This is a genomic window from Streptomyces sp. NPDC048392 (assembly GCF_043200575.1).
Lineage (GTDB): Bacteria > Actinomycetota > Actinomycetes > Streptomycetales > Streptomycetaceae > Streptomyces.
Genome location: NZ_JBICYB010000004.1, coordinates 287857 through 303937, shown reverse-complemented (window position 1 = coordinate 303937; position 16081 = coordinate 287857). Strand labels below are relative to the sequence as shown.

The following is a 16081-nucleotide window of genomic DNA, read 5'->3' as shown; positions in this document are numbered from 1 at the left end:
CGGTCTACAGGCCCATGTTCTTCGCGATGATCATCTTCATGACCTCGCTGGTGCCGCCGTAGATGCGGTTGACGCGGTTGTCCGCGTACAGGCGGGCGATCGGGTACTCGTTCATGTAGCCGTAGCCGCCGTGCAGCTGGAGGCAGCGGTCGATGACGCGGTGGGCGACCTCGGTGCAGAACAGCTTGGCGCTGGCGGCCTCGGCGGGGGTGAGTTCACCGGCGTCCAGGGCCTCGGTGGCGCGGTCGGCGACGGCCTCGGCGGCGTCCACCTCGGCCTGGCAGGCGGCCAGCTCGAACTTGGTGTTCTGGAAGTGCGCGACCGGCTTGCCGAAGACGGTGCGGTCCTGGACGTAGCTCTTGGCGAAGGCGACGGCGGCCTTGGCCTGCGCGTAGGCGCCGAAGGCGATGCCCCAGCGCTCGGAGGCCAGGTTGTGGCCCAGGTAGGAGAAGCCCTTGTTCTCCTCGCCGAGCAGGTCCTCGACGGGGACCTTGACGTCGACGAAGGCCAGCTCGGCGGTGTCGGAGGTGCGCAGGCCGAGCTTGTCCAGCTTGCGGCCGACGGAGTAGCCCTCGGACTTGGTGTCCACGGCGAACAGGGATATGCCGTGGCGGCGGTCGTCGGGGGTGGGCGCGGCGGTGCGGGCGCAGACGATGACCCGGTCGGCGTGCACACCGCCGGTGATGAAGGTCTTGGCGCCGTTGAGGACGTAGTGGGTGCCGTCCTCGGAGAGCTTGGCGGTGGACTTCATGCCGGCGAGGTCGGAGCCGGTGCCGGGCTCCGTCATCGCGATGGCCCACATCTCCTCGCCGCTGACGAACTTCGGCAGGAAGCGCTTCTTCTGCTCGTCGGTGGCCAGCATGTTGATGTAGGGCAGGGCGAGCAGCACGTGGACGCCGGAGCCGCCGAACTGGACGCCGGCGCGGGCGGTCTCCTCGTAGAGGACGGCCTCGAACTTGTGGCTGTCCATGCCCGCGCCGCCGAACTCCTCGGGCACGTTGATGCCGAAGATGCCCAGCTCGCCGAGCTTGTAGTAGAAGTCGCGCGGCGCCTGGCCCGCGGCGAACCACTCGTCGTAGACGGGGACGACCTCGGCCTCGATGAAGGCGCGCAGGGTCTCCCGGAACGCCTCGTGGTCCTCGTTGAACACCGTACGGCGCACCGCGCCACCTCCAGGATATGTATCTAAGCGCTTGCTCAGACTCAACCGTACCGGCGGGTAGTCAGGGGCGTCCAGACCGCGAGGCGGGTAACCCTCGTCACTCCTCCGCCCCGGTGCGCCGCCCGCGCCCCTCGCTACGCCTCCCCCACCGCCGCGAACGCCCCCCGCGCCATCCGGTGCAGCAGCGCCGCGGTGACCGCGCGGCCGGGCAGGGAGCCGGGGCGGCCCAGGTGCGGGGTGGAGTTCAGGAGGCCGAAGACCGAGTGGACCGCGGAGCGGGCTGCGGGCTCGGCGACCGCCGGGTAGACCTCGCGCAGCACCCCGACCCACAGTTCGACGTACTGCCGCTGGAGCTGCCGCACCATCTTGCGGTCGGCGTCCCGGAGGCGGTCCAGCTCGCGGTCGTGCAGGGTGATGAGCGGACGGTCGTCGAGCGCGAAGTCGATGTGCCCCTCGATGAGCGAGTCGAGGACCGCCCCGGGGCCCACCGCCCCGGCACCCGCGCGCGCCCCGGAGCCGGCCGTCCCCCCGGCCTCCGCCAGCCGCCGCTTCGCCCCGGTGAGCAGCGAGTCGCTGATCCCGACCAGCAGCTCGGCGAGCATCGCGTCCTTGCCGGGGAAGTGCCGGTAGAGACCGGGGCCGCTGATGCCGACCGCGGCGCCTATCTCGTCGACGCCGACCCCGTGGAAGCCGCGCTCGGCGAAGAGCCGGGCGGCCTCCTTGAGGATCTGCTCGCGGCGGGTGGGGGCGTCGGTTCTGGTGGCCATGGAGTCGATTCTAGACAGGGAGGTTAGCGGTCGTTAACCTGAAGGAAACGCGTTAACGCTCATTAACTGGTCGACCACTGGGTGAGGGGACCGCAGGATGCACGAGGCACCGGAGCTGACGACGGCGGCAGATCCCGCGTCCGAGGCCTTTCGGGCCAACGAGGAAGCGCACGGCGTCCTCGTTCGGGAGCTGCGCGCCAAGCTGGCCGCGGCCCGGCTCGGCGGCGGGGAGCGGGCGCGGGCCCGGCACACCGCGCGCGGCAAGCTGCTGCCGCGCGACCGCGTGGACACGCTGCTCGATCCGGGCTCGCCGTTCCTGGAACTGGCGCCGCTCGCGGCCGACGGGCTCTACGACGGACAGGCCCCGGCCGCCGGCGTCATCGCCGGGATCGGGCGGGTCGGCGGCCGGGAGTGCGTGATCGTCGCCAACGACGCCACCGTCAAGGGCGGCACGTACTACCCGATGACCGTGAAGAAGCACCTCAGGGCGCAGGAGGTGGCGCTGGAGAACCGGCTGCCGTGCCTGTACCTGGTCGACTCGGGGGGTGCCTTCCTGCCGATGCAGGACGAGGTCTTCCCGGACCGCGAGCACTTCGGGCGGATCTTCTACAACCAGGCCCGGATGTCCGGCGCCGGCATCCCGCAGATCGCCGCCGTCCTCGGCTCCTGCACGGCGGGCGGGGCGTACGTTCCGGCGATGAGCGACGAGGCGGTGATCGTCCGCAACCAGGGCACGATCTTCCTGGGCGGTCCGCCGCTGGTGAAGGCGGCCACCGGTGAGGTGGTCACCGCGGAGGAGCTGGGCGGCGGCGAGGTCCACTCCCGGGTCTCGGGCGTGACCGACCACCTGGCCGAGGACGACCCGCACGCCCTGCGCATCGTGCGGCAGATCGTCTCCACCCTGCCGGAACGCGGCCCGCTCCCCTGGGGCGTGGAGCCGGTCGTCGAGCCGAAGGCCGACCCGCGGGGGCTGTACGGCGTGGTGCCGGTCGACTCCCGCACCCCCTACGACGTGCGCGAGGTCATCGCGCGCGTGGTGGACGGCTCCCGGTTCGCCGAGTTCAAGTCCGAGTACGGGCAGACCCTGGTCACCGGCTTCGCCCGGATCCACGGCCACCCGGTGGGGATCGTCGCCAACAACGGCATCCTGTTCGCCGAGTCGGCCCAGAAGGGCGCCCACTTCATCGAGCTGTGCGACCAGCGCGGCATCCCGCTGGTGTTCCTGCAGAACATCTCCGGGTTCATGGTGGGCCGGGACTACGAGGCGGGTGGCATCGCCAAGCACGGCGCCAAGATGGTGACGGCGGTGGCGTGCACGCGCGTGCCGAAGCTGACGGTGGTCGTCGGCGGCTCGTACGGCGCGGGGAACTACTCGATGTGCGGGCGGGCGTACTCGCCGCGCTTCCTGTGGATGTGGCCCAACGCCAAGATCTCCGTGATGGGCGGCGAGCAGGCCGCGTCCGTACTGGCCACGGTCAAGCGGGACCAGCTGGAGGCCCGGGGCGAGGAGTGGCCGGCCGAGGAGGAGGAGTCCTTCAAGGCGCCGGTGCGCACCCAGTACGAGCGCCAGGGCAACGCCTACTACGCGACCGCCCGCCTGTGGGACGACGGCGTGATCGAGCCCGCCGACACCCGGCAGGTGCTGGGCCTGGCCCTGACCGCGTGTGCCAACGCGCCGCTGGGCGAGCCCCGGTTCGGCGTCTTCCGGATGTGAGGAGGGGACTTCGATGGGAAGCGCGATGGGGAGCTCGATGTTCGACACGGTACTGGTGGCCAACCGCGGTGAGATCGCGGTGCGCGTCATGCGGACGCTGCGCTCGATGGGCGTGCGCTCGGTGGCGGTCTTCTCCGACGCCGACGCGGACGCGCGGCACGTGCGGGAGGCCGACGAGGCGGTACGGATCGGTCCGGCACCGGCGGCGGAGAGCTACCTCTCCGTCGAGCGGCTGCTGGAGGCCGCGGCCCGGACGGGGGCGCGGGCCGTCCACCCCGGGTACGGCTTCCTCGCCGAGAACGCCGGCTTCGCGCGGGCCTGCGAGGAGGCGGGGCTGGTCTTCATCGGGCCGGGCGCCGACGCCATCGCCCTGATGGGCGACAAGATCCGCGCCAAGGAGACGGTGAAGGCGGCCGGGGTGCCGGTCGTCCCCGGCAGCAGCGGCAGCGGGCTCACGGACGAGCAGCTGGCCGGGGCGGCGCGCGAGATCGGGATGCCGGTGCTGCTGAAGCCCTCCGCCGGCGGTGGCGGCAAGGGCATGCGGCTGGTGCGCGACGCGGCCGTGCTGGCCGACGAGATCGCCGCCGCCCGCCGCGAGGCCCGCGCCTCCTTCGGCGACGACACGCTGCTCGTGGAGCGGTGGGTCGACCGTCCCCGGCACATCGAGATCCAGGTCCTGGCCGACGGCCACGGCAACGTCGTGCACCTGGGCGAGCGCGAGTGCTCGCTGCAGCGCCGGCACCAGAAGGTGATCGAGGAGGCGCCGAGCGTCCTCCTGGACGAGGCGACGCGGGCGGCGATGGGCGCGGCGGCCGTGCAGGCGGCCCGCTCCTGCGGCTACCGGGGCGCCGGCACGGTGGAGTTCATCGTGCCGGGCGGCGACCCCTCCCAGTACTACTTCATGGAGATGAACACCCGCCTCCAGGTGGAGCATCCGGTGACCGAGCTGGTGACCGGCCTGGACCTGGTGGAGTGGCAGCTGCGGGTGGCGGCGGGCGAACCGCTCGGGTTCGGGCAGGAGGACGTCCGGCTGACGGGGCACGCCATCGAGGCCCGACTGTGCGCCGAGACCGTGTCCGTCAAGGAGGGCGCGCGCGGCTTCCTCCCCTCCGGCGGCACGGTACTGCGGCTGCGCGAGCCCGAGGGCGACGGGGTGCGCACCGACTCGGGGCTCAGCGAGGGCACCGAGGTCGGCAGCCTGTACGACCCGATGCTGTCCAAGGTGATCGCGTACGGCCCCGACCGGGAGACCGCGCTGCGCAAGCTCCGGGCGGCCCTCGCCGGGACGGTCACCCTGGGCGTGCCGACCAACGCCGGGTTCCTGCGGCGGCTGCTCGCGCACCCGGCGGTGGTGGCGGGCGAGCTGGACACGGGGCTGGTGGAGCGCGAGGTCGACGGCCTGGTCGCCACGGACGTACCGGAGGAGGTGTACGAGGCGGCGGCGGCCGTACGGCTGGACGCGCTGCGCCCGCGCGGCGACGGCTGGACGGACCCGTTCTCGGTGCCCAGCGGCTGGCGCACCGGGGGCGAGCCGAAGCCGGTCGCGTTCGCGCTGCGTGCGCCGGGACTCGAACCCGTCACGCACACCCCGCGAGGCACCCACACCGTCACCGAGGACCGCGTCGCCGTCACCCTGGACGGCGTCCGGCACACCTTCCACCGCGCCGCCGACTGGCTGGGCCGCGACGGCGACGCCTGGCAGGTGCGCGACCACGACCCGGTCGCCGCCTCCCTCGACCGGGCCGCCCACGCGGGCGCCGACTCGCTGACCGCGCCGATGCCGGGCACGGTGACGGTGGTGAAGGTCGCCGTCGGCGACGAGGTGAGCGCGGGCCAGAGCCTGCTGGTGGTGGAGGCGATGAAGATGGAGCACGTCATCTCCGCCCCGCACGCCGGCACCGTCGCCGAGCTGGACGTGGCACCGGGCACGACCGTCGCCATGGACCAGGTGCTGGCGGTCATCGCACCCACCGACGAGAGGGAGGAGACGACATGAACACCCCGGAGCTGGGCCTCCCGATGCCCGTACCGGCGAACGGACTGCCCGCCCGCGTCCGTGTCCACGAGGTCGGTGCGCGCGACGGACTGCAGAACGAGAAGGCCACCGTCCCGACGGCCGTCAAGGCGGAGTTCATCCGCAGGCTGGCCGGCACGGGCCTGACCACCATCGAGGCGACGAGCTTCGTCCACCCCGGGTGGGTCCCCCGGCTGGCCGACGCCGAGGACCTGTACCCGCAGGTCTCCGGCCTGCCGGTGTCGCTTCCGGTACTGGTGCCGAACGAACGCGGCCTGGACCGGGCCCTCGCGCTCGGCGCCCGCCGCGTCGCGGTCTTCGCCAGCGCCACGGAGTCCTTCGCCAAGGCCAATCTGAACCGCACGGTGGACGAGGCGCTGGCCATGTTCGAGCCGGTGGTGACCCGGGCCAAGGCGCGCGACGTCCATGTCCGCGGTTATCTCTCGATGTGCTTCGGCGATCCCTGGGAGGGCCCGGTACCCGTCCCCCAGGTGGTTCGGGTCTGCAGAGCCCTGCTGGACATGGGCTGCGACGAGCTGAGCCTGGGCGACACCATCGGCGTGGCGACCCCGGGGCACGTGACGGCCCTGCTCACCGCGTTGACCGACGCGGACGTGCCCGTGCCGGCGCTGGGCGTGCACTTCCACGACACCTACGGCCAGGCCCTGTCCAACACGCTGGCCGCGCTCCAGCAGGGCGTCACCACGGTGGACGCCTCCGCCGGCGGGCTCGGCGGCTGCCCGTACGCGAAGTCCGCCACCGGCAATCTCGCCACCGAAGACCTCGTGTGGATGCTGCGGGGTCTCGGCATCGACACCGGAGTCGACCTCGGCCGTCTCGTCGCCACAAGCGTCTGGATGGCCGCGCACCTGGGCCGACCGAGCCCGTCCCGCACCGTACGAGCCCTCTCCCACCAGGAGCAGTGAACGACATGGACCACAAGCTCTCCCCCGAACTGGAAGAACTGCGCCGCACCGTCGAACAGTTCGCGCACGACGTGGTGGCGCCGAAGATCGGCGACTTCTACGAGCGGCACGAGTTCCCGTACGAGATCGTCCGCGAGATGGGCCGCATGGGTCTGTTCGGGCTGCCGTTCCCGGAGGAGTACGGCGGCATGGGCGGCGACTACTTCGCGCTGGGCGTGGCCCTGGAGGAGCTGGCCCGGGTCGACTCGTCGGTGGCGATCACGCTGGAGGCCGGGGTCTCGCTGGGCGCGATGCCCCTCCACCTGTTCGGCACCGAGGAGCAGAAGCGCGAGTGGCTGCCCCGGCTGTGCTCGGGCGAGATCCTGGGCGCGTTCGGCCTGACCGAACCGGACGGCGGCAGTGACGCGGGCGCGACGCGCACGACGGCCCGCCTGGACGAGGCCACGAACGAGTGGGTCATCAACGGCACCAAGTGCTTCATCACCAACTCGGGCACGGACATCACGGGCCTGGTGACGGTCACGGCGGTCACCGGCCGCAAGCCGGACGGGCGTCCGCTGATCTCGTCGATCATCGTCCCGTCGGGCACCCCGGGCTTCACGGTGGCCGCCCCGTACTCGAAGGTCGGCTGGAACGCGTCGGACACCCGTGAGCTGTCCTTCGCCGACGTCCGGGTCCCGGCGGCGAACCTGCTGGGCGAGCTGGGGCGCGGCTACGCGCAGTTCCTGCGCATCCTGGACGAGGGCCGGGTCGCCATCGCCGCGCTGGGCACGGGGCTCGCACAGGGCTGTGTGGACGAGTCCGTCTCCTACGCGAAGGAACGTCACGCCTTCGGCAGGCCCATCGGCGCCAACCAGGCCATCCAGTTCAAGATCGCCGACATGGAGATGAAGGCCCACACGGCCCGCCTCGCCTGGCGGGACGCGGCGTCGCGGCTGGTGGCGGGCGAGCCGTTCAAGAAGGAGGCGGCGCTGGCGAAGCTGTACTCGTCGACGGTCGCGGTGGACAACGCCCGGGACGCCACCCAGATCCACGGCGGCTACGGGTTCATGAACGAGTACCCGGTGGCCCGCATGTGGCGGGACGCGAAGATCCTGGAGATCGGCGAGGGCACCAGCGAGGTCCAGCGGATGCTGATCGCAAGGGAGTTGGGGCTGGCGGGCTGAGGCCCGGACGACGCGGGGCGGGGCCGGGACCGGACCCCGCCCCTGCGCATGATCTGAGGTTAGGCTAACCTACCTTCGAATTGTCCCGCGGACGCGACGCCCGCACCGTTCGAAGGCAGCCACCACCATGTCCAACGCCAGCGCCACCCACCCGACCCGCCGCGGAATCCTCGCCGCCGGCGGCGCCCTCGGCCTCGGTGCCGTGCTCGCGGCCTGCGGGGACGACGACGCGAGGAGCGGCGGCTCGGGCGACGGGTCGGGCGGCGGCGCCGCCAAGTCCGGCCCCTGGTCCTTCGAGGACGACCGCGGCACGACCGTGAAGCTGGACGAGGTGCCGACGAACATCGTCGCCTTCACCGGTGTCGCCGCCGCCCTCTTCGACTACGGCGTCCGGGTCAAGGGCGTCTTCGGGCCCACCACCACCGAGGACGGCAAGCCCGACGTACAGGCCGGCGACCTCGACGTGGACGAGGTCACCGTCCTCGGCAACGAGTGGGGCAAGTTCAACGTCGAGAAGTACGCGTCCCTCGCCCCCGAGGTGCTCATCACCACGACGTTCGACACCGCGGGCACCCTCTGGTCCGTCCCGGAGGAGTCCAAGGACAAGATCGCCGAGCTCGCCCCGAGCGTGGCGATCTCCGTCTTCGACCGCCGGCTCACCCAGCCGCTCCAGCGCATGTGGGAGCTGGCCGAGTCGCTCGGCGCGGACATGAAGGCCAAGAAGGCCACCGACGCCAAGGCCGCCTTCGACAAGGCCGCCGCCCGGCTGCGCGCGGCCGCCAAGGCCAGGCCCGAGATCCGGGTGCTGGCCGGCTCCGCGAGCCCCGACCTGTTCTACGTCTCCGGCACCAACCTCTCGGTGGACCTGGAGTACTTCAAGGCCCTCGGCGTGAACTTCGTGGAGCCCTCCGAGGAGGCCAAGAAGGCGACCGGCGGCTGGTTCGAGAGCCTGAGCTGGGAGAACGTCGACAAGTACCCGGCCGACGTCATCATCATGGACGACCGCGCCTCCACCATCCAGCCCGCGGACATCACCGAGGGCACCTGGAAGAAGCTGCCCGCGGTCAGGGCCGGCCAGGTCATCGCCCGCTCCCCCGAGCCGATCCTGTCCTACGACAAGTGCACGCCGCTGCTGGACAACCTGGCCGAGGCGATCGAGAACGCCAAGAAGGTCGGCTGACCTTCCCCCGCGCGGCCCTCTCCTCGGGGACCTCGCCGACGGCCCCGAGACGGCCCTCGCCACCCTCCGCGACGCCCAGCCGCCGCCCGCCGGACACCCCCGCGTCCGGATCGCGGGCGAGTCCGGCCGCGTCAGGCGGCTGCGCCGGCGCCGCGTGGGCGAGCGCGGCATCGACCACCGGCGCGTCACCTTCGCCGGCCACTGGCGCCGGGCCCTGACGGAGGAACAGCTCCGCGAGCGGGGCTGACGACCGCGCGCACGAGCCGCCCGCGACGGCGGTCACGCACGGGCATACGCTCGACCGATCCACTTAGGTTAGGCTAACCTAAGTGGATCAGGAGCCCTTCTCCCTCTCGGCCCGTCCCCAACCGGAGGACCCCCCATGCGTTCGCACCTGCTCAACGACGCCACCGCGGAGCGGTACCGCCGTTCCGTGACCGAAGGAGTCGAGCGGGTGGCCGCCACAATCGCCACCACCGACCGCCCGTTCACCGGTGCCACGGTCGACGCCCTCTCCCCCCGCCTCGACGAGATCGACCTCGACCGGCCACTGCACGACACGGCCGCGGTCCTCGACGAGCTGGAGGACGTCTACCTCCGCGACGCCGTCTACTTCCACCACCCCCGCTACCTCGCCCACCTCAACTGCCCGGTCGCCATACCGGCGTTGCTCGGTGAGGCGGTCCTCTCCGCCGTCAACTCCTCCCTGGACACCTGGGACCAGTCGGCCGGCGGCACGCTCATCGAGCGCAAACTGATCGACTGGACCTGCGCCCGGATCGGCCTCGGCCCGGCGGCCGACGGCGTGTTCACCTCCGGCGGCACCCAGTCCAACCTTCAGGCGCTGCTGCTGGCCCGCGAGGAGGCGAAGACGGAGGACTTCGCCGACCTGCGGATCTTCGCCTCCGAGGTCAGCCACTTCAGCGTGCAGAAGTCGGCGAAACTGCTCGGCCTCGGCCCCGACGCCGTCGTCTCGGTCCCCGTCGACCACGACAAGCGCCTGCAGACCGTCGCCCTCGCCCGTGAGCTGGAACGCTGCGCGAGCGACGGTCTCGTCCCCATGGCCGTCGTCGCAACGGCCGGCACCACCGACTTCGGCTCCATCGACCCGCTGCCCGGGATCGCCGAGCTGTGCGAGCGGTACGGCGTGTGGATGCACGTGGACGCGGCCTACGGCTGCGGGCTGCTCGCCTCGCTGAAGTACCGGCACCGGCTGACCGGCATCGAGCGGGCCGACTCGGTCACCGTGGACTACCACAAGTCGTTCTTCCAGCCGGTGAGTTCGTCCGCCGTACTGGTCCGCGACGCGGCCACCCTGCGCCACGCCACCTACCACGCGGAGTACCTCAACCCCCGCCGCATGGTGCGGGAGCGCATCCCCAACCAGGTGGACAAGTCCCTCCAGACCACCCGCCGCTTCGACGCGCTCAAGCTGTGGATGACGCTGCGCGTGATGGGCGCCGACGGCATCGGGCAGCTCTTCGACGAGGTGTGCGACCTGGCGGCCGAGGGCTGGAGACTGCTCGCCGCCGACCCGCGCTTCGACGTGGTCGTCGCGCCCAGCCTCTCCACCCTGGTCTTCCGCTGCGTCCCGGCGGCCGTCACCGACCCCGCCGGGATCGACCGCGCCAACCTGTACGCCCGCAAGGCCCTCTTCGCCTCCGGCGCCGCCGTGGTCGCGGGCACCAAGGTGGGCGGCCGCCACTACCTGAAGTTCACCCTGCTCAACCCCGAGACGACCACGGCCGACCTCGCCGCCGTCCTCGACCTGATCGCCGGCCACGCCGAGCAGTACCTGGGAGACTCCCTTGACCGCGCTTCCTGAAGCCAGCGCACCGTACGACTTCGTGGGGATCGGCCTCGGCCCCTTCAACCTCGGCCTCGCCTGCCTCACCGAGCCCATCGCCGAGCTGAACGGCGTCTTCCTGGAGTCCAAGCCGGACTTCGAGTGGCACGCCGGCATGTTCCTGGACGGCGCGCACCTGCAGACCCCGTTCATGTCGGACCTGGTCACCCTCGCCGACCCGACCTCGCCGTACTCCTTCCTCAACTATCTGAAGGAGAAGGGCCGGCTGTACTCGTTCTACATCCGCGAGAGCTTCTACCCGCTGCGCGTCGAGTACGACGACTACTGCCGCTGGGCCGCGAACAGGCTGAGCAGCGTCCGCTTCGCCACCACGGTCACCGAGGTGACGTACGACGAGCGGGAGGAGCTGTACGCCGTCGCCACCACGTCCGGCGACACCTACCGCGCCCGCCGGCTCGTCCTGGGCACCGGCACCCCGCCGCACGTCCCGGACGCCTGCCGGGGCCTGGCCGGCGACTTCCTCCACAACTCCCGGTACGTCCAGCACCGCGCGGAGCTGGTCGAGAAGAAGTCGATCACGCTGGTCGGCAGCGGCCAGTCCGCCGCCGAGATCTACCAGGACCTGCTGAGCGAGATCGACGTCCACGGCTACCGGCTCGACTGGGTCACCCGCTCCCCGCGCTTCTTCCCCCTCGAATACACCAAGCTCACGCTGGAGATGACCTCCCCGGAGTACGTGGACTACTACCACGCGCTGCCCGAGGACACCCGCTACCGCCTCACGGCCGAGCAGAAGGGCCTCTTCAAGGGCATCGACGGCGACCTGATCAACGAGATCTTCGACCTGCTCTACCGGAAGAGACTCGGCGGCCCCGTCCCCACCCGCCTGCTCACCAACTCGGCGCTGACCGAGGCCCGGTACGCGGACGGCACCTACACGCTCGGCTTCCGTCAGGAGGAGCAGGGCAGGGACTTCGAGATCGAGACCGAGGGCCTGGTCCTGGCCACCGGCTACCGGTACGCCGAGCCGGAGTTCCTCAAACCCGTCCGGGACCGGCTGCGCTACGACTCACGGGGCAACTTCGACGTGGCCCGCAACTACGCCGTCGACGTCACCGGCAGCGGTGTGTTCCTGCAGAACGCGGGTGTGCACACGCACAGCGTCACCAGTCCCGATCTGGGCATGGGCGCCTACCGCAACAGCTACATCGTCCGAGAGCTGCTCGGCACCGAGTACTACCCGGTCGAGAAGTCGATCGCGTTCCAGGAGTTCAGCGCATGACCACCCCCACCACGGCCGCCGGCCCGGGCACCCTCACCCTGCGTCCCCTCGACCCGCCGCGGGACGCCGAGCTGCTGCACGGCTGGCTCACCCACCCCAAGTCCGCGTTCTGGATGATGCGGGACGCGGAACCGGTCGACGTCGAGCGGGCCTACACGGAGCTGGCCGCCGACGAGCACCAGGACGCGTACCTCGGCCTGCACGACGGCGTCCCCGCCTTCCTGATGGAGCGCTACGACCCCGCCCACCGCGAGCTGGTCGGGCTGTACGAGCCGGAGCCGGGCGACGTCGGCATGCACTTCCTGGTCGCGCCGACCGACCGGCCCGTGCACGGCTTCACCCGGGCCGTGATCACCGCCGTCATGACCGAGCTGTTCGCCGACCCGGCCACCAGGCGGGTCGTCGTCGAACCGGACGTGTCCAACACCGCCGTCCACGCCCTGAACGCGGCCGTCGGGTTCGTGCCCGAGCGCGAGATCGTGAAGCCGGAGAAGAAGGCGTTGCTGAGTTTCTGCACCCGCGAGCAGTTCGAGGGGGCGGTGTCCGCATGAGCCTCGCCGACGCCGTCGCCCATCTGACACCCGAGCGCTGGGAACGGGCCAACCGCCTCCTGGTCCGCAAGGCGCTGGCCGAGTTCACGCACGAGCGGCTGCTGACCCCCGAGCGGGACGCGGAGGCGTACGCCGTCCGCAGCGACGACGGCAAGACCGAGTACCGCTTCACCGCCACCGTCCGTGCCCTGGACCACTGGCAGGTGGACGCCGACTCGATCACCCGGTACCGGGACGGCGGCGAACTCCCGCTCGCCGCACTCGACTTCTTCGTCGAGCTGAGACAGACGCTGGGTCTGAGCGACGAGATCCTGCCCGTCTACCTGGAGGAGATCTCCTCCACCCTCTCCGGCACCTGCTACAAGCTCACCAAGCCGCAGGTCACCGCCGCCGAACTGGCGCGCGGCGACTTCCAGGCCGTCGAGACCGGCATGACCGAGGGCCACCCCTGCTTCGTCGCCAACAACGGGCGGCTCGGCTTCGGCGTCCACGAGTACCTGTCGTACGCCCCCGAGACCGCGAGCCCGGTCCGCCTGGTGTGGCTGGCCGCGCACCGCTCGCGGGCGGCGTTCACGGCGGGCGCGGGCATCGAGTACGAGTCCTTCGTACGGGACGAGCTGGGTGAGCGGACCGTCGGCCGCTTCCACGGCGTGCTGCGCGAGCGCGGCCTGGACCCGGCCGACTACCTCCTCATCCCGGTGCACCCCTGGCAGTGGTGGAACAAGCTCACCGTCACCTTCGCCGCCGAGGTCGCCCGGCAGCACCTGGTGTGCCTGGGCGAGGGCGACGACGACTACCTGGCCCAGCAGTCCATCCGCACCTTCTTCAACGCCTCGCACCCCGGCAAGCACTACGTGAAGACGGCCCTGTCCGTCCTCAACATGGGCTTCATGCGCGGTCTGTCGGCGGCGTACATGGAGGCGACCCCGGCCATCAACGACTGGCTGGCGCGGCTCATCGAGGGCGACCCGGTGCTGAAGTCGACGGGCCTGAGCATCATCCGGGAGCGGGCGGCCGTCGGCTACCGGCACCTGGAGTACGAGCAGGCCACCGACCGGTACTCGCCGTACCGCAAGATGCTGGCGGCGCTGTGGCGGGAGAGCCCGGTGCCGTCCCTGCGGGAGGGCGAGACGCTCGCCACCATGGCCTCCCTGCTCCACGTCGACCACGAGGGCTCCTCCTTCGCGGGTGCGCTGGTCGAGCGCTCGGGGCTCCCGCCCGCCGAGTGGCTGCGGCACTACCTGCGTGCCTACTACGTCCCGCTGCTGCACAGCTTCTACGCCTACGACCTGGTCTACATGCCGCACGGCGAGAACGTGATCCTCGTGCTGGAGGACGGCGTGGTGCGGCGCGCGGTCTACAAGGACATCGCCGAGGAGATCGCGGTGATGGACCCGGACGCGGTGCTGCCGCCGGAGGTGGCCCGCATCGCGGTGGACGTACCGGACGACAAGAAGCTCCTGTCGGTCTTCACGGACGTCTTCGACTGCTTCTTCCGCTTCCTCGCCGCCGACCTCGCGGACGAGGGGATCATGGAGGAGGACACCTTCTGGGGGACGGTCGCCGCCGTGACCCGGGAGTACCAGGAGTCGGTGCCTGAGCTGGCCGACAAGTTCGACCGGTACGACGTGTTCGCGCCCGAGTTCGCGCTGTCCTGCCTCAACCGGCTCCAGCTGCGCGACAACCGGCAGATGGTGGACCTCGCGGACCCGTCCGGGGCGCTCCAGCTGATCGGGAAGCTGAAGAACCCCCTCGCGGGCCGCTGACGGCCCCCCGCGGACGGGCGGGCACCCCGGAGACGGTCCTCCGGGGTGCCCGTCGCGCCTCGCCGGTCAGTCCGTACTCCAGGGCACCTGCGGCGAGCGGTAGTAGTCGATCCCCATCGCCTCCCAGCGCGGCGCCTGCCCGGCGAGCCGCGCCTTGTAGGTGTCCCAGTCGTGCGTATCGGCCGGGGACCAGCCCAGCTCGGCGACGCCCGGCAGCCTCGGGAAGGCCATGAAGTCCAGTTGGCCGGGGTCGGACAGGGTCTCCGTCCACAGCGGCGCCTCCACGCCGCGGACCGCGGAGGCCGGGACGCCCGGCAGATAGGTGGCCGGGTCCCAGTCGTAGGAGCGCTGCACCTCGACGTAGCCCGCCCAGGACAGGCCGAGCGGGGTGTCCTTCGTGTACTTCATGTCCAGGTACGTCCGGTCGGCCGGGGACAGGACGAGCCCGGTCCCGTTCTTCGCGGCCTCGGCGACCTGGTCCTTCTCCGCGTCACTGGTGCGGTCCAGGCCCCAGTACTGGACGAGCGCGCCCTCGGCCGGCCCGGCGCCGGCCAGCTGGTGCCAGCCGACGACCGTCTTGCCGTACCTGGCGACGATCGGCTGCACCCGCGCCATGAACGCCGCGAAGTCGGCGTGCGGCGTGGAGTGCGCCTCGTCGCCGCCGATGTGCAGGTAGCGGCCCGGGGTGAGCGCGGCGAGTTCGCCGAGGACGTCGTCCACGAAGTCGTACGTGACGTCCTTGTCCACGCACAGCGAGCTGAAGCCCACCCCGGTACCGGTGTACAGCGGGGGTGCCACGCCGTCGCAGTTCAGTTCGGCGTAGGAGGCGAGGGCGGCGTTGGTGTGGCCCGGCATGTCGATCTCGGGCACGACCTCGAGGTGGCGGGAGGCCGCGTACCGGACGATCTCCCTGTAGTCGTCCTTGGTGTAGTGACCGCCAAGACCGCCGCCGACCTCGGTGGAGCCGCCGTACGTCGCCAGGCGCGGCCAGGAGTCGACGGCGATGCGCCAGCCCTGGTCGTCGCTGAGGTGCAGGTGGAGCTTGTTGTACTTGTAGAGGGCGACCCGGTCGATGTAGCGCTTGACCTCGTCGACGGCGAAGAAGTGCCGGGAGACGTCGAGCATGGCGCCGCGCCAGCCGTAGCGGGGGGTGTCCTCGATGGTGCCGCCCGCGACCAGCCAGGGGCCGCTTTGCACGGAGTCCTTCTCGACGGCGGCGGGCAGCAGCTGACGCAGGGTCTGGACGCCGTGGAAGAGGCCGGCGGCCTCGCGGGCGGTGATGGTGACGCCGGAGCGGCCGCTGTCGAGACGGTAGCCCTCGTCGCCGTAGGGGCCGCCCGTCAGGCGCAGCCGTATGCCGCCCCGGCCGTGGGAGGTGACGGGCAGTCGGTAGCCGGTGGCGGGCCGCAGGATGTCCGCGAGGTAGTCGCCGACGGCGCGGGCCTCGCGCGAACCGTCGACGCGGATGCGGGTGCCGCGGGTGACGCGGTACGGCGCGCCGCCCGGGTCGACCGAGGCGGGGGCCGGGATCACCCGGTCCAGGGGGGTCGCGGTCGCCCGGCGGTCCGGGGCGGCACCGGTGGTCATGGCGCCGACCGCCACCACCAGTAGCAGCGATCCCAGCAGCCGGGTGATGCGGGGAGTCGTTCTGTGGTGCCGTCGTTGAGGTCTCACGTGCGCTCCCTTCGCGAGGCGTGCGGTCAGAGGGTCGGAGACGGGTGCAGACCACTCTCCCGCACCGGCACC

The 16081-nt window shown here is 71.5% G+C and carries 12 protein-coding genes and 1 pseudogene; 10 read left to right on the top strand and 3 right to left on the bottom strand.

The window, feature by feature from the left end:
* Positions 1–4 precede the first annotated feature (4 nt).
* Together ACGFYH_RS09770 and ACGFYH_RS09765 are read right to left on the bottom strand one after the other, a co-directional pair.
* Complete coding sequence (locus tag ACGFYH_RS09770) at positions 5–1162, bottom strand: acyl-CoA dehydrogenase family protein (RefSeq protein ID WP_393802589.1); 1158 nt, start codon at positions 1160–1162, stop codon at positions 5–7.
* A 134-nt stretch (positions 1163–1296) separates the two neighbouring features.
* The gene (locus ACGFYH_RS09765; protein ID WP_393802588.1) at positions 1297–1929 is read right to left on the bottom strand and encodes a TetR/AcrR family transcriptional regulator; all 633 of its coding nucleotides are present in this window, start codon (positions 1927–1929) and stop codon (positions 1297–1299) included.
* 97 nt (positions 1930–2026) lie between these two features.
* On the opposite strand from ACGFYH_RS09765, the gene ACGFYH_RS09760 reads away from it, so the two are divergent.
* The 10 genes and pseudogenes from ACGFYH_RS09760 (at position 2027) to ACGFYH_RS09715 (ending at position 14335) form a co-directional block, all read left to right on the top strand.
* A complete protein-coding gene (locus tag ACGFYH_RS09760; RefSeq protein WP_393802587.1) occupies positions 2027–3643 on the top strand; it encodes a carboxyl transferase domain-containing protein in 1617 nt (538 codons plus the stop codon).
* Positions 3644–3680: 37 nt separating this feature from the next.
* Complete coding sequence (locus tag ACGFYH_RS09755) at positions 3681–5639, top strand: biotin carboxylase N-terminal domain-containing protein (protein ID WP_393802616.1); 1959 nt, start codon at positions 3681–3683, stop codon at positions 5637–5639.
* Entirely contained in the window at positions 5636–6583 is a 948-nt protein-coding gene (locus ACGFYH_RS09750) for a hydroxymethylglutaryl-CoA lyase (protein WP_393802586.1), read from the top strand. The genes ACGFYH_RS09755 and ACGFYH_RS09750 overlap by 4 nt, the downstream gene beginning before the upstream one ends.
* A 5-nt stretch (positions 6584–6588) precedes the next feature.
* Complete coding sequence (locus tag ACGFYH_RS09745) at positions 6589–7749, top strand: acyl-CoA dehydrogenase family protein (protein ID WP_393802585.1); 1161 nt, start codon at positions 6589–6591, stop codon at positions 7747–7749.
* A 127-nt stretch (positions 7750–7876) separates the two neighbouring features.
* Positions 7877–8929 (top strand): ABC transporter substrate-binding protein, encoded by a 1053-nt coding sequence (locus tag ACGFYH_RS09740; protein ID WP_393802584.1) that lies wholly within the window; start codon positions 7877–7879, stop codon positions 8927–8929.
* A 19-nt stretch (positions 8930–8948) separates the two neighbouring features.
* Positions 8949–9176 (top strand): annotated as a pseudogene (locus tag ACGFYH_RS09735) (SIP domain-containing protein); the annotation flags it as partial.
* Positions 9177–9311: 135 nt separating this feature from the next.
* Complete coding sequence (gene desA / locus ACGFYH_RS09730; protein ID WP_393802583.1) at positions 9312–10754, top strand: lysine decarboxylase DesA; 1443 nt, start codon at positions 9312–9314, stop codon at positions 10752–10754.
* The gene (locus ACGFYH_RS09725) at positions 10738–12018 is read left to right on the top strand and encodes a lysine N(6)-hydroxylase/L-ornithine N(5)-oxygenase family protein (RefSeq protein WP_393802582.1); all 1281 of its coding nucleotides are present in this window, start codon (positions 10738–10740) and stop codon (positions 12016–12018) included. The genes desA and ACGFYH_RS09725 overlap by 17 nt, the downstream gene beginning before the upstream one ends.
* Positions 12015–12569: a GNAT family N-acetyltransferase gene (locus tag ACGFYH_RS09720; RefSeq protein WP_393802581.1), complete on the top strand. Its 555-nt coding sequence runs from the start codon at positions 12015–12017 to the stop codon at positions 12567–12569. Before ACGFYH_RS09725 ends, ACGFYH_RS09720 begins: the two co-directional genes overlap by 4 nt.
* On the top strand, positions 12566–14335 hold the full coding sequence (locus ACGFYH_RS09715; RefSeq protein ID WP_393802580.1) for an IucA/IucC family protein: 1770 nt from the start codon (positions 12566–12568) through the stop codon (positions 14333–14335). Before ACGFYH_RS09720 ends, ACGFYH_RS09715 begins: the two co-directional genes overlap by 4 nt.
* Before the next feature lie 66 nt (positions 14336–14401).
* On the opposite strand, the gene ACGFYH_RS09710 is transcribed toward ACGFYH_RS09715, so the two are convergent.
* Positions 14402–16009 (bottom strand): beta-N-acetylhexosaminidase, encoded by a 1608-nt coding sequence (locus ACGFYH_RS09710; protein ID WP_393802579.1) that lies wholly within the window; start codon positions 16007–16009, stop codon positions 14402–14404.
* Between the last annotated feature and the right edge of the window lie 72 nt (positions 16010–16081).